Annotated in this window: 17 protein-coding genes; 8 read left to right on the top strand and 9 right to left on the bottom strand. The window is 68.1% G+C overall.

The features are described 5' to 3' along the window. Positions 1-14 precede the first annotated feature (14 nt). From AC1DT4_RS04035 to AC1DT4_RS04025, 3 genes are read left to right on the top strand one after another with little or no spacing between them, the layout of a single operon-like run. Positions 15-1478 carry an ImmA/IrrE family metallo-endopeptidase gene (locus AC1DT4_RS04035; protein WP_477088479.1) on the top strand — a complete coding sequence of 488 codons (1464 nt, stop codon included), beginning with the start codon at positions 15-17 and terminating at the stop codon, positions 1476-1478. Between the two features lie 4 nt (positions 1479-1482). Further along, positions 1483-3171 (top strand): adenylosuccinate synthetase, encoded by a 1689-nt coding sequence (locus AC1DT4_RS04030; protein WP_477088478.1) that lies wholly within the window; start codon positions 1483-1485, stop codon positions 3169-3171. A 47-nt stretch (positions 3172-3218) separates the two neighbouring features. After that, complete coding sequence (locus AC1DT4_RS04025) at positions 3219-3890, top strand: DUF7002 family protein (protein WP_477088477.1); 672 nt, start codon at positions 3219-3221, stop codon at positions 3888-3890. 297 nt (positions 3891-4187) lie between these two features. On the opposite strand, the gene AC1DT4_RS04020 is transcribed toward AC1DT4_RS04025, so the two are convergent. From AC1DT4_RS04020 to mobF, 3 genes are read right to left on the bottom strand one after another with little or no spacing between them, the layout of a single operon-like run. Continuing rightward, positions 4188-5273, bottom strand: coding sequence for a tyrosine-type recombinase/integrase (locus AC1DT4_RS04020; protein ID WP_477088476.1), 1086 nt, complete (start codon positions 5271-5273; stop codon positions 4188-4190). 35 nt (positions 5274-5308) lie between these two features. Continuing rightward, a complete protein-coding gene (locus AC1DT4_RS04015; RefSeq protein ID WP_175346810.1) occupies positions 5309-5512 on the bottom strand; it encodes a helix-turn-helix domain-containing protein in 204 nt (67 codons plus the stop codon). Between the two features lie 29 nt (positions 5513-5541). Continuing rightward, positions 5542-8427: a MobF family relaxase gene (gene mobF / locus AC1DT4_RS04010; RefSeq protein ID WP_477088545.1), complete on the bottom strand. Its 2886-nt coding sequence runs from the start codon at positions 8425-8427 to the stop codon at positions 5542-5544. Positions 8428-8705: 278 nt separating this feature from the next. Here mobF and AC1DT4_RS04005 point away from each other — a divergent pair, with 278 nt between their 5' ends. The 3 genes from AC1DT4_RS04005 (at position 8706) to AC1DT4_RS03995 (ending at position 12839) form a co-directional block, all read left to right on the top strand. Continuing rightward, positions 8706-9095 (top strand): hypothetical protein, encoded by a 390-nt coding sequence (locus tag AC1DT4_RS04005; protein ID WP_477088475.1) that lies wholly within the window; start codon positions 8706-8708, stop codon positions 9093-9095. Positions 9096-9492: 397 nt separating this feature from the next. Further along, positions 9493-11178 carry an ATP-dependent nuclease gene (locus AC1DT4_RS04000; protein WP_477088474.1) on the top strand — a complete coding sequence of 562 codons (1686 nt, stop codon included), beginning with the start codon at positions 9493-9495 and terminating at the stop codon, positions 11176-11178. Further along, positions 11175-12839: a UvrD-helicase domain-containing protein gene (locus AC1DT4_RS03995; protein WP_477088473.1), complete on the top strand. Its 1665-nt coding sequence runs from the start codon at positions 11175-11177 to the stop codon at positions 12837-12839. Before AC1DT4_RS04000 ends, AC1DT4_RS03995 begins: the two co-directional genes overlap by 4 nt. Before the next feature lie 461 nt (positions 12840-13300). Here the strand turns inward: AC1DT4_RS03995 and AC1DT4_RS03990 are convergent, their stop codons facing one another. Next, entirely contained in the window at positions 13301-13633 is a 333-nt protein-coding gene (locus AC1DT4_RS03990; protein WP_477088472.1) for an LpqB family beta-propeller domain-containing protein, read from the bottom strand. Between the two features lie 403 nt (positions 13634-14036). On the opposite strand from AC1DT4_RS03990, the gene AC1DT4_RS03985 reads away from it, so the two are divergent. After that, the gene (locus tag AC1DT4_RS03985) at positions 14037-16181 is read left to right on the top strand and encodes a DEAD/DEAH box helicase (RefSeq protein ID WP_477088471.1); all 2145 of its coding nucleotides are present in this window, start codon (positions 14037-14039) and stop codon (positions 16179-16181) included. A gap of 2 nt (positions 16182-16183) precedes the next feature. On the opposite strand, the gene AC1DT4_RS03980 is transcribed toward AC1DT4_RS03985, so the two are convergent. The 4 genes from AC1DT4_RS03980 to AC1DT4_RS03965 form a co-directional block, all read right to left on the bottom strand. Continuing rightward, positions 16184-16696 (bottom strand): hypothetical protein, encoded by a 513-nt coding sequence (locus tag AC1DT4_RS03980; protein WP_477088470.1) that lies wholly within the window; start codon positions 16694-16696, stop codon positions 16184-16186. Positions 16697-16865: 169 nt separating this feature from the next. Then, positions 16866-17510: a winged helix-turn-helix transcriptional regulator gene (locus tag AC1DT4_RS03975; protein ID WP_477088469.1), complete on the bottom strand. Its 645-nt coding sequence runs from the start codon at positions 17508-17510 to the stop codon at positions 16866-16868. Further along, entirely contained in the window at positions 17510-17944 is a 435-nt protein-coding gene (locus AC1DT4_RS03970; protein WP_477088468.1) for a VOC family protein, read from the bottom strand. The genes AC1DT4_RS03975 and AC1DT4_RS03970 overlap by 1 nt, the downstream gene beginning before the upstream one ends. Before the next feature lie 77 nt (positions 17945-18021). Continuing rightward, on the bottom strand, positions 18022-18606 hold the full coding sequence (locus AC1DT4_RS03965; RefSeq protein ID WP_477088467.1) for a methyltransferase family protein: 585 nt from the start codon (positions 18604-18606) through the stop codon (positions 18022-18024). 47 nt (positions 18607-18653) lie between these two features. Between AC1DT4_RS03965 and AC1DT4_RS03960 the strand changes: the two genes are divergently transcribed. Beyond that, positions 18654-19136 carry a methyltransferase family protein gene (locus tag AC1DT4_RS03960; RefSeq protein ID WP_477088466.1) on the top strand — a complete coding sequence of 161 codons (483 nt, stop codon included), beginning with the start codon at positions 18654-18656 and terminating at the stop codon, positions 19134-19136. A 61-nt stretch (positions 19137-19197) separates the two neighbouring features. Here AC1DT4_RS03960 and AC1DT4_RS03955 read toward each other — a convergent pair whose 3' ends face one another. Then, positions 19198-19863 carry a DUF4097 family beta strand repeat-containing protein gene (locus tag AC1DT4_RS03955; RefSeq protein ID WP_477088465.1) on the bottom strand — a complete coding sequence of 222 codons (666 nt, stop codon included), beginning with the start codon at positions 19861-19863 and terminating at the stop codon, positions 19198-19200. Positions 19864-20021 lie beyond the last annotated feature (158 nt).

Raw genomic sequence — 20021 nt, 5'->3', positions numbered from 1 at the left:
CCTAGACTCCAGCCATGACCGGCGACGCCGACGAAGATCGCACGTGGACGAATCTGTCCGTGGAGCGACTCTCGCGTGGCGCCGACCCACTAGCCACGATCTCCACGCTGGTCACGGACCTTCTTCTCAGCGCCGCCGATGAAGGAGTCGTCGGCTCCCCTACCGACCCGTTCCAGCTTGCCTCGCTGATGGGGATCGCCCTCAAGCCGCACTTCGACGTCGAAGACGCGCGACTCGTCGCCGAGGGACCTTCGAGGCGCGAGCAGACGCCGGGGTCGGCTCCGCTCGCTCGTTTCGTCTCGTCCGGCGCGCCGATGGTCATCCAGTACAACCCGACCCGACCGCGCGGCCGGCTCCGCTACAGCGTCGCGCACGAGCTCGCGCACGCGTTCTTCCCGGACGCTGCTGAGGACACGCGCCACCGCACGAGCACCGGAGCGGTGGAGGAGCTCGCAGTCGACGACTCCTGGCAGCTGGAGCTTCTCTGCAATGTGGCTGCGGCTGAGATCCTGATGCCTGCCGCTGCGATCGAAGGCGTCGTGAACTCGACGACTGACATCGACTTCGTCATGGCCCAACGAGCGCGCTTTCACGTCTCGACCGAGGCGCTCCTGCGCCGGCTCGTTCAGGCGACCGACCGCCCGATGGCCCTTGCCGCGCTAAGCCGAGTGCGAGACACCGTCGACTCGCCGCTGCGTTGCGACTATGCCCTCGTCTCGCGCGCCTGGACCGGCAACGTCGAACGCGGTGCCCGGATCGGTGCCGACGAGATCGGCGGAGCTCCCGCCGCCGTGGGACAGACCGCGCGTGGCCGAATGACGGTCGACGACGTCACCGTCAACGCCCAGGCCGTGGGGGTGCCCGCCTACCCGGGCCGCCTCCTGCCTCGGGTTCTGGCTCTCCTCGAGCCCACGACCGAGGGCACTCCAGGGCGCCCGGGACTGACTCACACCCAGGGTGACCTCGCCGACGCGGTCAACGCCGCCGCGGAGGGCGTCCCTGTCGTCCTGGCGCACGTCGTCTCAGACAGTGCGCGAGCCTGGGGACGATACGGGGTGGCCGCGGCGCTCGCTCGCGTAGTCCCCGACGCCAGCCGGGCGTTCCACGCCTGGTCAATCGCCAGCCCGGACAACCTAACCCTCGGAAATGTGCACTCGGTGAGGGCACGGGCGACGAACGGCGCCGACGTTACCGTCGTCAGCATGGTTGCGCAGGCCGGGTACGGGCCGAGCTCCTCGGCGCGCCTCTCCTACGTCGCGCTCGCGAGGTCGCTCGACAAGCTCGCCGACGTTGCTCGCGGGTCGCATGGCACTCCACCCGCGACCGTGCACATGCCCAGAATCGGCGCTGGCCAGGGTGGTGGTCGATGGGACCTCATCGAGGCGGCCATCGAACGGTCTCTGCTGGCCCAGGGCGTGCCGACCGTGATCTACACCCTCCCTTCGGGGTCCCAGCCCGTCGGCCCCGAAGGAGCGTGAGGCGGTGGAGACCCTCAAGATCGTCGTGATCTCGGGACAGGTTGGCACCGGCAAGACGACGCTCGCCCGAGGCCTGGCCGGGCGCTACGGCGCGAACCTGGTCAGCACGAAGGAACTGCTGCAGGAGACGGCGCTACGCGAGGGCGACGCGCTGCCGGCCGAACGGGCGGCCCTCCAGGCCTATGGCACCCGACTAGATGAGACCACGGGCGGAGCATGGGTCGCCGAAGCCGTCGCGGCACGCATAAGTGGGGCAGGCATCGCCGGCCAGGCCTCTGCGGAGCTGGGTCCCCTGGCGGGGAGCGACGAGCCGACCGGTCTGTGGGTAGTCGACGCCATCCGCATTCAGGAGCAGGTGGACGCTCTGCGTGATGCGCTTGGCGTCGACATCGTCCACGTCCACCTGCATTCGTCGACGGAGGTGCTCAGTGAGCGCTACCGCGAGCGCGGCGAGTCCTCCGGCATCAAGGAGCTCGCTTCCTACGCCGAGGTCGCGCAAGACCCTACCGAGCAGAAGGTCGCCGAGCTCATCCACGACGCGGACGTTGCGATCGACACCGCGCGAAGCAACGAGCGCGATGTTCTCATCCGCGCAGCGGCGGCTCTCGGTTTGCTGCCGGACGCCGATGTGCGCCTGGTCGATGTCCTCGTCGGCGCTCAGTACGGCAGCGAGGGCAAGGGCAACATCGCCTTCTTCCTGGCCCGCGAGTACGACCTGCTGGTTCGCGTCGGCGGTCCGAACGCGGGCCACAAGGTTCCGCTTCCGACCCCGTACACCCACCGTCAGCTCCCCTCAGGAACGCAGGCGAACACACGAGCCAAGCTCCTGATCGGCCCGGGCGCGACCATCGACCCCACTCTGCTGCAGGAGGAGATCGCCGAGTGCCGAGTCGAAGCCGACCGGCTGAGCATCGACCCGCAGGTAATGATCATCGAGCCCGGCGACCTGAAGGCGGAGGCGGATCTCGTGAAGTCGATCGCCTCGACCGGCAAGGGAGGCGGTCACGCTGCCAGTCGCCGCATCCTCGGGCGGGGTGCCGACTTGCCGATCCCGGTGCGCCTCGCGAAGGACGTCCCTGAGTTGGCCGCGTACATCCGACCTGCCCGTGACGTCCTTGAAGAGGCGTATCGCAACCGAGACCGCATCTTGGTCGAGGGCACTCAGGGCACCGCTTTGAGCCTGTTCCACGGCTACTACCCACACGTCACCAGCCGCGACACAACTACGAATGGCACTCTCGCCGAAGCCGGTATCGGTCCGCGGCGCGTCCGTCACGTCATCCTGGTAACCCGCACGTACCCGATCCGGGTGAAGAACCCCGATACCGAGGGCGGGTCGTCCGGGCCAATGTCGCAGGAGCTGACCTACGAGGAGCTTGCGGCTCGCTGTGGCGTCCCGTTGTCGGAGATGCAGACCACCGAGACCAGCTCGGTCAGCCATCGTCAGCGCCGCATCGCGGAGTTCGACTGGGACCTGTTACGCCGAAGCGTGGAGCTTAACGGCGCCACCGACATCGCCCTGACCTTCGCGGACTACATCGACGTCGCCAATCAGCGGGCCCAGCGCTACGACCAGCTCACTGACGAGACCATCCGTTTTATCGAAGAGGTCGAGCGGGTCTCCGGTATCCCCGTCAGTCTCATCACCACGCGCTTTGACACCCGCGCCGTCATCGACCGCCGCCGCTGGTAGTTACGCGCGTCTGCGCCCACGAGAACCACGACCCGACGAGAAGGCCGATGACACCCGACGAGTTGGTTCGCCATTACCCCGTTCTGCACCACATGGCCGAGCGCGACTCGTGGCCACGCATTCAGCAGATCGGCCTGCGGACCACAAACCAGCTCGTCGAGGCGTGTGCCCCCGACTCCGCCACCCGGACGGCGATCCTGGCCGGCCGCCGAACTCGGTCCTACGGCCTCACGCACCCCGAGGTGGGCGCGATCACCGTTCGCGATCAGAAGCCTCTGATGCTCCACAACTTGAAGCTGACGGACGTCACGCTCGAGGAGTACCTGGGGCTCCTGAACGACCGCGTGTTCATGTGGACACACCCCGATCGCCTCGACGGACTGCTCGGCGCAAACTCCTACCGGGCGAGCGAGCACGACGTGCTCGTCCTGGACACGGCTCGGGTTGTCGAGGCCTACGCCGACAACATCCGGCTCACCACTATGAACACCGGCGCGACCATCTTCCCGAGTTCACCACCGCGAGGCGCCGAGTCATTCATGACCATCGCCCAGTTCCCGTTCAGCGAGCGCCGGCGTGGTCGGCACCTTAGGGACACCGTGGTCGAGTTGTGCGTCATCGGTGGCGTCGACAACGTCGAGGACTTCGTCCTTGCCGTCGAACGTCGCAAGGGCGCTGACGTCGTCGAGACGATCTACCGCGCCCCAGGGCACCGTTGAGCGCGTCGCCTGCTCTGCGACCCGGCTCACGCCCATGCATGCAGCTATCGAGCGCAGTCTTAGCGGCCTGCCGCCGCGGTGGGGGCGCCGAGCAGGACAACGGCCTCGTAGCAGCACTCAGTCGCGGGAAGTGCCGGACCAAGGGACTTCGATGCTCGACCATCACCGGCCCGAGCGAGGTGTGGCGCGCATCTGATGTCCGTGTTCGTATCCGCCCGGCATATTGATTCGGCGAGACGGCGGCGGTGAGGAACCGTCAGGGCTGGCTCTTGGCCGAGGAAGCATGCAGGTCCGTGGTCAAGTTCCACCAAGGTCACTACCAGCAGCCGGTGCTCGATCGGGATCGGGGAAGAGCGGCATTCGCTCCATAGCCACCCACGGCGCCTCGGAGAAGAGATGGCCGTAGAGGTCCATCGTCATCGTCGCGGTGGCGTGTCCGAGGATCATCTGGACCGCCTTGACGTCCGCGCCCGCGGCGATCAGCAGCGAGGCGGCGGTGTGGCGGAGGTCGTGGATCGTCGTGCCGGCCAGACCAACCGTCTGTGTGGTCTCGGTCCAGCGGGAGCGGACCCGGAAGTTGGTGTTCGTCCAGATCGCGCCCGTCGGGCTGGGAAACAGGTACGAGCCAGACGGGGCAGTCTCGATCCGGTCTCGGACGTACGTCTCGAGCGTCGGCGGGACCGGCACGGTGCGGGTCTGGTGAGTCTTCGTCGGCCCGAAGATTGCGCCGCTGGTTCGCTTCGACTGCGGGGCGGCGCGGTGGATCCGCACGCCGAGGCCGTGCGGTGTCTGGACGACGTCGTCGACACGCAGCGCGCACATCTCCGAGAACCGGCAGCCGGCCAGGCCGAGGAAGAGGACAACGGGGCGGCAGTTCGGCGGCATCGCGTCGGCGAGCTTGCCCAGCTGCTCTGCGCGCAGCCAGTGCGGCTCGCGCTTGGTCGTTCCTTTGGGGAGCGGGATCGAGCGGGCGACGTTGACCGATATCCGCCGGTCGCGGACGGCGTAGTCGAGCACCAGCCGGATGACGGACAGGACCCGTCGCCGGGTGGCCGTCGCCAGCCCGCGAACCGTCATCGCCGTCAGCACCCGCTCGACGTCCGTCGCCGAGATCACGGCGATCGGGAAGCGCCCGAGCAGCGGGATTACGTAAGAGTCGAGCAGGAACTGCGTCGTCTCCTGGCTCCGGACGGCGAGGTGCTGTCGTGAGCCCTGCCATTCCTCGGCGAGCATCCCGAAGGACACTCGGCTCGGGTCGATCCAGGCGCCGCTCTGGAGCTTGACCAGCTGGTCGGCCTCCCAGCGCCTGGCGTCGGTCTTGCGCTGGAACGACTTCTCGGCGATGACCCGGTGCTCGAAGAAGACCTTCGCGCGCCAGGTCACCGTGCCCGAGGGAAGCGTCCGCCGGGTGACGGACATCAGCGTCGGCGCGGCTGCGCGGGCTCCCGATCGACCCACGAGGCCGGGATGAGGATGACGGTCCCGAGCCGGCGGCACGGGATCTGCTCGGTCTCGGCAAGGTGGTAGAGCGTCCGCACCGGCACTCCGAGGACGGCGGCTGCGTCCTTGACGCGGTAGTACTGCCGAGCGGCGGTGACGGCGGTCTGCGTGGTTGTCGACATGGTCGGTCTCCTTTGGTGGGTTGGGGTGGTCACCACCGCTCCAGTACCGGTCCATCGGGGACCGAGCGGGGCGACGACGTCAAGGGGCGCGGCGTCATCTGTGGACGCAGCGACGGGATGGCGGGCTGTGGACGGGTCGCCGGGAGCGGCGGCAGCGGATCGTCCGGGTGGTGCGAGGCCCAGGTCTCGGTGGCGGAGTTCTCCGCATGGGTCGTGGCGAGGACCCGGTCGAGAATCTCGCGGGCGCTCTCGGGCGCACCGCCCGGGAGGCAATCCGGGTCGGGGCGGTCGGTGGCGACGTAGAGCCGGTTGAGGTGGCGGCCGCGGCTGACGGCGACGTAGAGGTCTTCGCGGCCCATGCCGGCGGTGATGACGGTGTGGGTCTCGTCGACGGTCATGCCCTGGCTGCGGGCGGTGGTGGTGGCGTAGCCGAGCTCCACGGACTCAGCGACGTACGTCGCCGGGAGCCGCAGCGTCGCGCCAGCGGGTTCGTGGATGGGCCGAATGCGAAGACCGCCGTCGGGCAGGACATCGATGATCTGCCAGAGGTCGCCGTTGCGGACGAACCCGTCGGTGGTGCGTAGGCGGCGGTTGTTGCGGCGGGTCACGACGCGATCGCCAATGCCACCGGTCAGTCCGTCGCTAAGCGTGATGCCAGCGGTGCGAACGGCGCCGGTGCGAATACGTTCGGCGCGGGTTCGGGCGTTGAGCTCGTTGACGGTGCGCCGGTCGGCGGCGGCGAGCAGGACAGTTCGGCCCTGCGCTTCGGCCTCGGTCGCTGCGGTCAGCGCGTCGTCGAGCATGTCGTCGTGCGTGCCGTGGCTGACCCGGCGATGCTGGATTAAGGCGTCTAGGGCGGCGGCGTCGCCGTGGCGCAGGTCGAGGGTGGCGCGGGCTTCCCACGGGCGGCTGAACCGCCACAAGGTCCGCAGCTCGGCGGTGGGGCCGCGGCGGGCGAGCATCCCGAACGCACCTCCGGCATCGACCGCCCCGCGTTGCAGGTGGTCCCCGACGAGCAGCACCTTCGCCTCGGCCGCTGAGGCCTGCTCGACGAGGGCGGCCAACGTGCGGGTGTCGGCCATGGAAGCCTCGTCGACGATCACGAGCTGCCCGCGGCGGAACCGCCACCGGTCCTGATCCGAGGCGAGGTGGTGGCGCCGATCGTTGGCGTCGCGACGATCCAGGAGGCTCGAGGTGGGATCGCCAAGGACGGCCATCTCCGCCTCGTACCGCAACGCCCGCCGCGCGGCACCGTCGCCCGTGGACTCGTAGATCCACTTGGCTGCCGTCTCGCAGCGCGCACCCAGGGTGTCGGACAGGGTCGCGGCCGCGCTGGCCGATGGCGCCAGACCGACGACGTCACCACGCGTCAGCCGCCAGGTATCAGCCAGGGCTGCCAGGGTCGTTGTCTTCCCCGAGCCCGCCGGCCCGACCAGGACGTCGAGGCTTCGTCGGGACACGAGCACCGCCTTGGTCGCGTCTCGTTGGTCGTCGGCGAGGTCGGACAGCTCGCGATCGGCGATGCGGTCGGCAAGAGGGTGGATCCCGATCGGGAGGTCCGTCTCGGCGGCGTCGAGCAGCGCTCGCTCGGCCTGGAGGAGCTCCGTCGACGTGTAAATCTCCTCGCCAACGCGACGCCGCTCCGGGTCTGCGTCGTCGTCAATCCGTACGCACGCGCCGCCTGCTTGGATCGCCAGGTCGTTCGTCAGCTCGAGGCGGTCTTCGGGCGTGGCCATGCGCAGCGCCAGCGAGGATCGCAGCGCAGCGGCGCCGAGGTTCCAGGTCGACCACACCGACCGGCGCGTCGAGACGTCGTCGATGACCTGCGCGACGATCGCCGACCGGACCTCCGGGCCGACATCAGTCGCTCGCAGCGGACGCCCGTAGGTTCCCGTCAGCGCGCGGGCGGCCAGGTCGACCGGCTCGAGCCCGGTCAGCACGCGTGCGCGGTTGCCCCAACCCGCGAGCAGGTCGCGCAACGGACGGACGACCTTCGGTGGCCGGGTCTCGCGGGTCAGATGCTGCCGCGCCCGAATGGTCTCCGTGCGTGACGGTGCTCGCCCGCGGCGCTCCGTGAACTCCTCCGTCCAGCGCTGTTCGGCGCAGTGGATCTGCTCCGAGCGGGCGGAGAACTCGGCCAACAGATCCTCGCCGACACCGTCCAGCTCGAACGCGAGGTTGCGGCGCTCCCCACGATCACGTAACGACCACGACGCGCCGATCCGCCGCGAGACCTCATCGGCGAGAAGGGCGTCGTAGAGCTCCGAGACGGTCACGACCGCGGCATGCAGGGTGCGGCCGTCCACGGAGCGCCACGCGCCGTCGGGTCCCTGGACCTTGTTCGCGACGACGACGTGGGTGTGCAGGTTAGGGTCACCGGCGCGGGAGTCCCAGTGGTCGAACGCGGCCGCGATCATGCCGCGCGTTTTGACCTGCCGACAGCCGGCCGCGCCGACCCGGGTCCGGATCACCGAGTGCTCGACGAACCGCAGCGCCGTCGACAGCGCTGCCCGGTGCGCCTCGTAGAGGGTCGCCCGCGCCGACTCGTCGGCCAGCCCCCAGGCGACGGAGACCGACTTGGGGGCGGTGAACGTCAGGTCGTAGCCGGCAACCGCGTGCCGGCCCTCACCCGGCGCGGGCGCCCGGTGCGGCCTTCCCAACGGTGCACTGGTCACCGGGTCGCATCCGTCGCGGAACACCTGCGTCATCGCCAGTTCGGTGACCGGGCTTCCGACGTGCAGATGGCCGTTCCCGAGCCCTTCGAGGCCCTTGCCGAGCCAGCGACCCGCGGGGTTGCCGGTCTGCTCGTAGTAGGCGGTGAGCGAGTCACCCGGGGACAGATCGGCATCACCGGCAGCGACGTGCCTAGTCAGGTAGGCGTAGCCGTCCCCGACGGTCAGCTTGTGCATCGACATCACCACGGCGCCACCTCCTCACGCGGCTCGAGCAGCGGATGCTCCTGGTGATAGGTGCGCCGCGATGTGCGTAACACGCGACGCCTACCTATCGAGACGAGCTGTAGAGGTGCGCACATCGCACTTCGTGCCCTCCTGGGAGCAGGTGTGCGCGTCCGGCCGCAAGACGCGTGTTTGGCGGCCAGAACTCGGAATCGCGGCAGATCCGCCCCCGTCGCGAACGGCCGCAGTGGGTGCGGCAAGCGCAAGCGATGCCAGTTCGGAGCTAGCCTCGAGCGATGAGTGAGCGCGTGACCGCCGACCGAATGTTGCTCGTCGACGAGCTGACCCTGAGCGGGGACGACGGCGTCGGCTGGCTCATGCTCGCGCAGCCCGTGCTGATCCCGGCCGGCGCCCGCTATTGGGTGGAGGGGTCGGATCTAGTCGTCGAACACCACGCCGGCGGCGTCCGCCGCTTCCCGGGAGACCGACCTGGCTCCCCACGCCCAGCAGCGACCAAGCCGCGCACGTATCGCGCCATGATCACAAGCGACCGAGGCAAGATTTCTGAGCGCGCGAGTGTCCTCGCCTCGGGCCGCGCTGAGGCGCAGGCCAAGCTCGAGGCTGAGTTCGGTGTCGGCACTGTCTCGGACCTGTACGACGAGGAAGCTGCTCGCCGGAGGCGCTGACGCCGGTCGTCGGCGGCAAGAAAGCTCGCGATCGGCAGTCAGGCTTCTCGCGTCGCGCTGGACGAATCGAGCTTCCGTGCGTCCGTGATCCCTTCGCGGGAGCCGTGGAGGCGCGGGATCGATCACAGCCTGACTCTTCTTGCACGGCGTGCCCCGAGACCAGATCGGGGGCGGGCGAGCTGTTCGCTGCGGCCGTCTGGGCTGCCGGAGACCCACCTGCCGCCTTGCCAGATTCACTGCTGTGGATCAATTACGACTCGTGTTGCCGTCTCGGGCGGCATGCCCTCCGTTGAGGGTGATCGTTCTGAACGATCACGGGTGCGACGAACCTCGTCTCGTCGACCTCAGCACGATTGTCCCACTATTGTGCGATTGGGCCCGCGACTGAGGGAGAACAGTGCACATCGAAAGCGTCGCTCTTCAAGGCTTCAGGGGAATGAACGTAGAGGTCCCCCTCACAGGTCCGCTCGCCGTCGTCGTGGGGCCAAACAACTCGGGGAAATCGGCGATCGTGGACGCGATCCGGAGCGTACTCGTTCCGCATGCCGGTCGGATGGGTCAACGATGGATCCAAGAGAGCGACTTTACGGAAGGTGCCGACGCTGTCGATGAGCTAGAAATCGTCATTACGTTCGGAGATGTTCCCGACAGCGAGCGGGGACGGCTAATTACCCTACTCACGCCCAGGTTGGGCGTCGGCAAGGCAAAGATTACGTTGAAGGCAGTCCGAAGCTCTGACGGACGAATAGTATCTCGGCTCTTCGGTGGCGACTTCGCTCAGAACGAGGTCGAGGCAATCGCCAGAGAGGCGCTCCAATTCGTGTACCTGCCGGCCCTCAGAGACGCGCTCGGCGATCTGAAGCCAGGTCCCGCAAACAAGTTGCCGGCTCTCGTAGGGGCCTTCGCGCCGCCGGGGCACCCGGACCGCGACACTCTTCTCGCGATCGCGCAGGCTGCAAACGATCAACTCGAGGTCGTGCCCGCCATCGCGAACTCCTCGAGCGCAATCCAGGACCGGCTCAGTGGAATGACCGGGAAAGGTGCGTTTTCCTACCTTTCCGCCCTGCGCTTCACACCCTCCGACTACGATCGAATTGTCGCCACGCTTCAGGCGCTTGCCGGTGCAGACAGCGTAACCCACCTTCAGCAGAGCGGCCTTGGCTATAACAACCTCGTGTACATCGCAGTCGTACTCGCCGCACTCCAGCACGAAACAGATGCCGCCCTGAGCGTCCTTCTAGTCGAAGAGCCAGAGGCGCATCTCCATCCGCAATTGCAGTCGTTGCTCATGCAGTATCTTGAAAAGTTGACGTTAGAAGACGCGCAGGTCATCGCGACCACGCATTCACCGCAATTCGCGTCGTCTGCACAAGTGGAGAGAATCACGGCAATCGCGCGCTCCAGAGGAGCGAGTGCCACCGCTCACGCCCTTCATCGTGCGAGCCTAGATCCGAAGCAGTTCCGCTTTCTCCGTAGATTTCTGGATGTCACGAAATCGTCGCTACTGTTTGCCGAGGGTGTGCTCCTCGTTGAAGGTATCGCGGAGCAATTGCTGCTGCCGGCAATCGCTCGAACGATGGACATCTCGCTCGCGGACTACGGCGTCGCAATCGTAAATATCGAGGGTGTTGCATTCAAGCCGTTTATCGGCCTCTTTTCATCCGACGGGTTGCCAACCCGCTGTGCCGTAATTTCGGATTCCGACCCGTACATCGGTGACGATGGTGCTGCGCACGCGCGCTCGCCTCGTGCTGAAGGTTTGATCGGTGCCAGCGATGGTCAGGTGGTGGTCTATTTGGCTGAGACGACTCTAGAGTGGGATTTGGCATACACCAATGCCGCCGCTCCCGAGGGCCTCCTAGACGCGCTCGCGCGCACACATCCGATTCTGGCTGTCGGCGTACGGCAAATCTTTGAATCCGGCGTCGAACCAAGGGAGTTCGCTGACGCCTTTTACAAGACGATCGAAGACTCAAAGGGCGTGTTCGCTCAGGAGCTCGTGGAGACCTTAATGGATGGCCAATTCCCATTCGTCGTGCCGGAGTATTTGTCCAGGTCTATCCGTTGGGTGACTCAGCGATGAGCGACACCACGCCGAACTTTGGCTTGAGCGATCAACAGCGCGAGGCGATGATCGGCGAAGGCAACCTATTTCTCACGGCATGCCCGGGCTCGGGAAAGACCCGATCCGTCGCCGCACGCGCTGCGTGGCTAAAGGCAAACCGCGCAAGTTTCGCGCTGCTTTCGCACACAAAGGTAGGAGCGAAAGAGATTGCCACCGCGGCATATGACAACCATCGCGTGTTGATTAAGCCGGAAGCCTTTGTTGGCACTCTTCACTCGTTCCTCCTGCGCTACGTGCTCCTCCCGTTCGGTCACGTAGTCACGAGCTCACTAGGTGCGGTCCGAATGGATGAAGATGCGGTAGCGGCAGGTCAACCTGCTGGCGTCAATAGCCTCGACTACCGCTTCTTGGAGGATGGTGAGATCGAGCTCAAGAAGCCGAGAGGCGACGGCTCGGCCGCCACGCTGGCAGCCGTGAAGCAGTACAAGCTGGACACGGCGGCCACTGGTTACGTTTCCTTTGACGACGCCCTCTATTGGTCGTACCGGGTACTCACGGGCCACGCGGCGCTGGCACGCGCCGTGGTCGAACGGTTTGACGAACTGCTCATTGACGAAGCCCAGGATTCGAGCGCGATGCAGATCGCGTGCGTCCGCGCGCTGCACCAGGCGGGGTTAAAATCGCTTGTGTTGGTGGGCGACTTTGACCAGTCCATCTACGGCTTCGGGGGGGCCGCCCCAAGGCTGTCCCGTGAACTTGCTCGAGTGGCTGGGCTACGCGAGAAGCGACTTACTGAGAACTACCGTTCCTCGCAGTTGATATGCAACGTTAGCGCGCGATTCCGCGAGCTTGCCACACCAGATCGTGCAGTGGGGCCCGACAAGGACTATGAAGTGCCTCCGCTTGTGATCCTGTACCCGCCAAACGACGTAAGATCGCTTCCCGAGACGTTCAGGACCCTGATCGACTCCGCCCACGGAGATTTCGAGAAGTCCGTGATCGTAACCCGAGCGAATGCCCTCGCGAACGCGATTCGTGGACGGCACACACACCGCTTGCCGGCGCTGCTCGAGCTGCTGCTGCGCATCAAGGTCGATGGCGGCGCGTTGAAACTGGACGACCTCGAGGAGTTGCAGCGGACGGTGCTTCGGCGAGCATTTGGATCTCCTCCGCCGTCGCTACCTTTGGACCTGCGCGTATTTCGATCGGCGATGATCGCGATGATCGATGAACTTCCGTTGGCGGAGGGCGATTTGCATCAATGGGCTACGGGGGCCCTAAATGACTTTGACCGGTTGGTGCGTCTGATATTTCCGATAGCAGACCTGGGCGCACCTCTCAGTGTTCCGCGAGATTTCCGTGGTGGCGCGGTCGAGGACTTCATTGCGGTGAGTGATGATGATGGAATGCGGGTGGAGAGCGTGCACGGCGTAAAGGGTGAGTCCGTAGATGCGGTGATGGTAGTCGCGGAGGCGCCTGCAAAGGAGTGGTTCACGCCGCAGGCCGACACATGGGCGCTTGGCCTTTCCGGGCAGGCTGGCGAGCGTTCCGAGGAGATCCGGATTTTTTATGTGGCCGCAACTCGCGCTCGGCGACTGCTGGTTCTGGCGGTTCCCGACGATACGTCCGCTGCCACGATCCAAGATTTTCAGAATGCCGGATTTGAACGGGTGAACTGAGCGGGACCTGCAATCCACCGTGGGGCGTACCCGCATGGACACGATTGCGTCGAGCGTTGCGACCGGCGCTGAACACCGCGTCGCACACATGCCGCGGCTCGTTTCGTCCCTTCCACCGGCGAGTTGGCTGTAGCGACGAGTCCTCGGGTGCAGCGTTTGCTGGGACGGTGCGCGTGTCTGGCCACGACGCTGCGCGTGCTCTTGAGCGTTTTCGGGTTGGGCCGGCGTATCGGAGGGCGATCCGTGGTCAGCATGTGGTCAGCAGAGCGTTCGAAGCATTGTCAGGTGCGGAACTACTTGCATGTATTTCCGCAGGTCAGCGCGGTTGTTGGGCCTCCGGATCGAACTCCTAAAGCGGGTGTCTGGCACCTTCAATCAGCCCTGAGGTCCGCGTGTTGTTGCAGGTCAGTGGGGCGCTGTGCGATCCGTGGTGAGTTGCGGCGTCTCGCGCAGAGGAGCGGCTATCCGTGACCACGGCCATTCGTCTCCACCACCGCGTCCCCGCTGACACGCCAATTCAGCGAAGCGCCCTTGGGTACAGCGCTCCACGGTGTCCATCCGGCGTCGTTCAGCCGCCGGCGGACGATACCGCCCGATGAAGCGCCCAGTTCGGGTAGCTCGTCGAGGCCGATGACGCGAACCGGCCGCGCCTCGTTGCGGATCTGCTTCTTGTGCAAGCCCGCTGAACGGATGCGCCGGACGGCTTCCGATGGCTTGGACGCAGCAACCGCCACCTCCGCCGACCAGCTGTCCGCGTCAGCGTCCTCCACAGCAAAGACGTACACGAGCTCCATGACCTGCAGCATGTCAGGCGCCATCGCGGCCGCAGCCGATCGTGGTCGTCTCGTGCACGGACGACCGGCAGGTCGGCACCGCACCGGGACGCAACCGTTTGCTGACGAACATGAGCATGGCGACCGACTGGATCGAGGCGGGCGGCGGTAGGCTCCAGGTGCTCCGGAGATCACGCAGGGTCACGATCGTGCCCGCGGAGGTTCACGGAAGGTGCCCGGCGGCGTGAGCGCGGGCCGGTAGGTGGTGGCGTTTTCCTGCGTTACCCGGCGCTCAGTAGCGGGCGCCCAGGGAGGGGCTGACTCCGACGTGGAGTCGCGGTCGGACGACCGACCGGTCCCGGTCTCTGGCGTCGTTGCGCGCTGCGCCGCATTCGCGGTGCGGCTGGTGGGTTGAGGAGGAGATGTGGCACGAGGCGGCCAACGCGGGTCCGGTCGCGCGCGCACTGACTCCGGCGCGCAGCGCAACCGTGCGCCGCGTCCTTCCGAGCAGGGGATCATCCCCGTCCTCGCCGAGGTCGCCCGCGACGTCGACCGTGCCGTGCAGCGGCCGCAGAAGCAGCCGGCGGTGCGGACGAAGTTCCAGGTGGTGGCCCTGCTCGTGCGCGAGGAGCGTGCGCGGGTGATGGCCGACGCCGGCCTGTCCGCATCGCGGCGCGGGGAGCAGCTCAAGCGGCTGGACGGGGTGGCGACGCAGCTGGCCCGGACCGCTGCCCGCGACACCTCGCTGCTCGAGCTGCTCGCCGACGACGCCCGGGTCTCGGATGCCGCGCGTGCCTACAAGGCGACGCTGATGCGCGCCGGCGGGCTGGAGCCGCCGGAGGAGCCCGCGCCTGCCCCGCCGCCCGCGCCAGTGCCCGGGGCCGCGACGCAGGTGGTGCCGCGGTCGGTGATTGCTCGACAGCTCGCGAACCCGTTCCTGGCTCCCGACTATGCCGCCGCGGCCGAGCGGACCGCGGCGAAGGCTCGGCGGCTGGCCGGGTGGGAGCTGCTCGAGCCGCTGTTCAGGTCGTTCGAGCGGGCCGCGACCGGCGCGCCCGCCTGCATGGCGCTGCCCGAGCCGCGCCGGGTGCCGCTTCCTCCCGGCCGGGAGCTCATGCCGCACCAGGCGCAGGTCGTTGCGGCGACGGCCGGCGGGCACCGCACGTTCCTGCTCGCCGACGAGCCCGGGCTCGGCAAGACCGCGCAGGCGCTGCTCGCCGCCCAGGCGGCCGACGCCTATCCGCTGCTGGTTGTCGTGCCCAACGTCGTCAAGACGAACTGGGCGCACGAGGTCGGGCTGTGGACGCCGTTCCGGCGGGCGACCGTGGTTCACGGCGACGGCGACCAGGTCGACGGGTTCGCCGACGTCGTGATCGTGAACTACGACATCCTCGATCGGCACGTCGGCTGGCTCGGCACCCTCGGCTTCCGCGGGATGGTCGTCGACGAGGCGCACTTCATCAAGAACAAGACGTCGCAGCGCTCGCAGCACGTGCTCGCGCTCTCGGAGCGGATCCGCGCCCGCACAGCCCGGCCGCTGCTGATGGCGCTCACCGGCACGCCGCTGATCAACGACATCGAGGACTTCCGGGCGATCTGGCAGTTCCTCGGCTGGATCGACGACACCAAGCCGCTCGGCCCGCTGATGGCCGCGCTCGAGGAGACCGGGCTCACGCCCGCCGACCCCGGGTTCTACGCCGCCGCGCGCGCGAGCGTGATCGACATGGGCATCGTGCGTCGTCGCAAGGTCGACGTGATTGCCGACATCCCCGCGCGACGGGTGGCGGACCTGCCGGTCGAGCTCGACGGCGCGGTCGGCCGCTCGATCAGGGCCGCCGAGGCCGCGCTCACCCAGCGGATGGTCGAGCGCTACCGGTCGGTCGTCGAGGGGCGCAGCGGAGAAGCCATCGACGGGATCGACCACGATCTCGTGCGGCGGGTGGCGGCGGCGGAGCTCAAGGACTCCAGCTCGAAGGCCAACGGCGAGAACGTCTTCACGATGGTCCGACGGATCGGCCAGGCGAAGGCCGGGCTGGCCGCCGACTATGCCGCGCAGCTCGCGCGCAACGTCGGCAAGGTGGTGTTCTTCGCCCGGCACGTCGATGTCATGGACCAGGCCGAGCAGACCTTCGCCGACCGCGGCATCAAGTACGCCTCGATCCGTGGCGACCAGACGACGCGGACGCGCAACAAGAACATCGCGTCGTTCGTCGACGACCCCGAGGTGCAGATCGCGGTGTGCTCGCTGATGGCTGCCGGCGTGGGGATCAACCTGCAGGTCGCCTCCAACCTGGTGCTGGCCGAGCTCTCGTGGACCTCTGCCGAGCAGACGCAGGCGATCGACCGGATCCACCGGATCGGCCAGGACGAGCCCGTCACTGCGTGGCGGATCATCGCCGCGCAGACCATCGACTCGAAGATCGCCGAGCTGATCGACAGCAAGTCGGCGCTGGCTGCTCGGGCGCTGGACGGGGCGGCGGAGGAGGACGCGTCGTCGTCGACGGACGTGCAGCTCGAAACCCTGGTCGGGCTGCTCACCGACGCGCTCGCGGCCGACAGCGTCCGCTGACGTCAGGGCGTCGGCTCGTCCAACCGGGCGGTGGCGATCGCCCGCTCGAACCAGCCCCCGGGCGGCACGTCGACCGGAGCCGGTCGGACGTGCGGGTGCGCCTGGTCCGGTTCGCGGGGCCAGAGGATCTCGACCGCGTCGGCCGCAGCCCGGAGCACCGCGCCATCGACGGTGATCCTGGACTCGTCGACGTCCAGCGCGGGACAGGCCGCGACGATCACCAGGTCTCCCGGCAGCGGCGCAGGCGTCAGCCACAGCGAGCTGGACCACTCGCGGCCGCCGCCTCCGCCCCCGCGATGCATGAGCATCGGCTCGTCGCCGGCCGGGGACGCGCTCCAGTCGAGGTCTCCGGACACGGCGGTGCGACCGTCTGCGAGTTGAACACCGACGAGCAGGCCGGCGTCGAAGGCCGCGTGCAGCCGATCGGTCGGCCCAGGATCGAGGCGTCGGCGGACCGCCAGGTCGATCATCAGCCCGGTGCTGTAGCGCGAGAGGCCGATCAGCAGGATCGCCACGTCGGCTGACCGCCCGATCACTCCGCTCGCGCCGACGGCGGCCGGCGCTTCGTTGTCGGGAGGGCTGAACCGGAACCTCGCCCGCGAGAGGTCGTCTGGATCGTCGGACAACGTCATCGCCGAGTGCATCTCCCGACGGTGGCGGACAGCCGCGTCCGCGTCAACGGGGTCAGGCGGCCAGGTGGAACGTGCTCGCGAAGCGGTCGAGGAGGTCGTCCGGCCCGCGCAGCACCTGGACCACGCCGGTCGCGATCGCGCGGTCCGGGGCGAGCTCGCCGGAGAGGAGCCGGCGGATGTCCGGGCCGGTGGCGAAGGCCAGGTCGACCGGCCCGTCGTCGCCGCGTGACACGTCGAGGGTGGAGCCGGACACCCGGACCAGCAGCTCGGCGGGGCCCAACCGGGCGCCGTAGGTGGTCGTCGGCAGACCCGAGGCCACGTCCGGCCGGAAGGCGGTGCGCAGGGTCATGGTCATCGCGTCCGGGGTGATGACCTGCTCGTCGCGCGGGTCGCCCATCGCCTTGAAGCCCCACGCGCCGAGCGCGAGCACGATGGGCTCGAGCTCGCGGCCGAACGGCGTCAGCTCGTAGATGATGATGCGCGACCGCGGCGCCCTGCGCAGGATGCCGGCGGCCTGCAGCTCCTTGAGCCGCGCGGCGAGGATGTTGCTCGGGATGCGGGGGAGCCCCGCGGCGAGCTCCCCGTAGCGGCGCGGCCCGACCAGCAGGTCGCGGACGATGAGCAGGGCCCAGCGCTCGCCGACGAGCTCCAGCGCCTGGGTGACGCCGCAGTACTGGCCGTAGTCGCGAGCGGCCATCAGGCCTGCTGGTCCGCGAGCGTCTCGGGTGCCGGTGCGGCGGCGGAGGCGTCGAACCACCCGAACTCGAGGATGTTGCCGTCGGGGTCGGTGAGCTGGCGCTGGTACATGAAGCCGTAGTCCGACGCGGGGTGCTCCTCCGTGCCACCCGCGGCGAGGCCGTTCGTGACCGTCTCGTCGACGGCGTCCCGGCTGTCGAGGAAGACGGCGGTCGAGACCGCGGGGTTGACGGCCGGGTCACCCAGCGGCTTGTCGGTGAACGTCTGGAAGTACTCGCGCAGCAGGACCATGACGTAGCTGTGGTCCGGCTCGACGACGAAGCACGCGGCGTTGTGATCCGACATGGCGGGGTTGAGGGCGAAGCCGACCCCCGAGTAGAACGCCTTGGCGCGCTCCAGGTCGGTCACCGGCAGATTGACGAACATCGCGGTCATGGTCGTGCCTCTCGTCGTCGTGAATCGGGATGAGGCCGACACTTGCAAAAAACAAGTGACCCGTCAAGACCCGACGCTCACCAGATGAACGGGACCAGGCGGGCGCGATCCTTGGCGAACGCGACGTAGGCATCTCCCACCGCCTCGGTCAGCGCCCGCTCCTCCCGCAGGAGGCGGTAGACGACCGCGACGAGGACCAGCAGGAAGCAGGCGCACGCCCCGACCCAGTTGCCGAACATCAGGCCGAAGCCGAGGAGGGCCGCCAGCAGACCGGTGTAGCTGGGGTGCCGGAGGAGGCGGTAGGGGCCGCGGCTCACGATGGGCTGGCCGGCGGAGGTCTTCACCACCGTCGTGAACAGCGGGCCCAACGTGGCGAACGACCACCATCGCAGCAGCAAGCCGAACCATCCGACGACGGCGCCCAGGACGAAGACCCCGGCACCCTCGAGGCCGGCGTCGGGGGCGAGCGTCCGGGACAGCGGCAAGGTCAGGATGCCGGCGAGGAAGACGACCCGGAACACGACCTCGCCGAGGACGTCCGTGCGCGAGGCGCCCCGTCGCACCCGCATCGCCTGCACGACCTCACCGACGACGAACGCTGCGACGGTGAGGTCGAACACCAGCCGTGCCCAGCTCTCCTGCTCCACGTACGGCGTGGTCACACGATGCAGTCTTCCAGCGCGCCTGCCTCGACCGGGACACTCGGGGCATGGCACACGGGGTCGTCTCGTTCCGGCTCTGGCCGCCGGTCGCGATCGGCGCGCCCCTGCTCGCCGGCTGGCTGGCCACCGCGGCCTGGGGCGACCCGGTCGAGCTCGGCGGGTGGCGGATCCCGCTCGGCTGGGCGCTGGTGGTCGCGTTCGCCGGGTGGAACGGCTGGGCGCTGTGGCTGTTCAGCCGCCACCAGACTGGGCTGCTGCCCGGGCAGGCGACGACCACGATGCTGGAGGGCGGTCCGTTCAGGATCTCCCGCAACCCGTTGTACGTCGGCCTGCTCGCGCTCTACGCCGGGCTGGCGTTGCTGGTGCCCACGTTCTGGGGGCTCGTCCTGCTCCCGGTCGCGGTGCTGCTCGTGCTCTGGGGAGCGATCATCCCCGAGGAGCGGTTTCTCCACGAGCGGTTCGGTGCGCCGTACGACGACTACCGGCGGAGGGTGCCTCGCTGGCTCGGACCGGTGCGGCGACGACCGTAGGAACGCCGAAGGCGGCGTCCGCCGACGAGGGTGTCGGTGGACGCCGCCTTGGCCGAGCGACTCAGAGGCTGCGGGCCGTGATGTCGCCGTAGGCCGTGGTCGCCTTGATGGTCAGCTCCGGGCCGCTGCCGGCGTTCACGAGCGCGTTCTGGACCCGGCCGTACGAGGTGCCGGCATCCAGCGAGGCGGAGGAGCCGGCGGCCGCCGTGACCGACACGTTGCCGGCCTGGGTGCTCAGCACCAGCGACCCGCGAACGGCCTCGGCGATCTGGATGTCGCCCTTCTGGGTGTTGATCTGCGCCGGACCGTGCAGCCGACCGACCGTGACGTCACCGGCGTTCGTCGTGACGCGCACGCTCGCGGCCTCGTCCAGCTTGATCTCGCCCTGCGCGCCCTGGAACGCGACGTCGCCGAGCCGGCCGACGCCCCGCAGCTCGGCGGCGGCAGCCGTCGCCTCGACCTGCGAGCCGGCGGGCAGCTGGACGGTCACCTCGATGTAGCCGGAGGCGCCGAGGACCTGGTTCTTGGCCACGGACTCGATCCGCAGGACGCCGTCGCGGAAGTCGACCGTGGTCTGCTCGGCGACCTTCACGTCGCGCCCCTTCGTGGCGTCCGCGGGCCGGACGTCCACCACCGTGTCGGCACGGTCCGCCGCGATGAGCTGGACGCGCCCGGCGGGGATGTCGAGCACGGCGGTGATCGGGGTGGGGGTGGGGAAGTTCTGCATCGTGCTCAACTCCTGTACTCGGTGCTGTGGGGTGTTTCTGACATGTGAAACGCTACGTTGCGTTCGCTTACCAGGCAACTACTTCTTTGCGACGAGCAGACAAACGGCCAGGTCAGCGCGGACAAATCATTGCAACGGCTCGGAATCTAACGCAACAG

Source organism: Cellulomonas sp. P4_D11 (assembly GCF_056401915.1).
This window is presented reverse-complemented; position numbering and strand designations above follow the sequence as displayed.

Excerpts from the sequence above, each read along its gene's own strand:
- AC1DT4_RS04035 (WP_477088479.1), top strand. The coding sequence starts at position 15 with ATGACCGGCGACGCCGACGAAGATCGCACGTGGACGAATCTGTCCGTG.
- AC1DT4_RS04025 (WP_477088477.1), top strand. The coding sequence starts at position 3,219 with ATGACACCCGACGAGTTGGTTCGCCATTACCCCGTTCTGCACCACATG.
- AC1DT4_RS04015 (WP_175346810.1), bottom strand. The coding sequence starts at position 5,512 with ATGTCGACAACCACGCAGACCGCCGTCACCGCCGCTCGGCAGTACTAC.
- mobF (WP_477088545.1), bottom strand. The coding sequence starts at position 8,427 with ATGTCGATGCACAAGCTGACCGTCGGGGACGGCTACGCCTACCTGACT.
- AC1DT4_RS04005 (WP_477088475.1), top strand. The coding sequence starts at position 8,706 with ATGAGTGAGCGCGTGACCGCCGACCGAATGTTGCTCGTCGACGAGCTG.
- AC1DT4_RS03995 (WP_477088473.1), top strand. The coding sequence starts at position 11,175 with ATGAGCGACACCACGCCGAACTTTGGCTTGAGCGATCAACAGCGCGAG.
- AC1DT4_RS03990 (WP_477088472.1), bottom strand. The coding sequence starts at position 13,633 with ATGGAGCTCGTGTACGTCTTTGCTGTGGAGGACGCTGACGCGGACAGC.
- AC1DT4_RS03975 (WP_477088469.1), bottom strand. The coding sequence starts at position 17,510 with ATGGCCGCTCGCGACTACGGCCAGTACTGCGGCGTCACCCAGGCGCTG.
- AC1DT4_RS03970 (WP_477088468.1), bottom strand. The coding sequence starts at position 17,944 with ATGACCGCGATGTTCGTCAATCTGCCGGTGACCGACCTGGAGCGCGCC.
- AC1DT4_RS03960 (WP_477088466.1), top strand. The coding sequence starts at position 18,654 with ATGGCACACGGGGTCGTCTCGTTCCGGCTCTGGCCGCCGGTCGCGATC.
- AC1DT4_RS03955 (WP_477088465.1), bottom strand. The coding sequence starts at position 19,863 with ATGCAGAACTTCCCCACCCCCACCCCGATCACCGCCGTGCTCGACATC.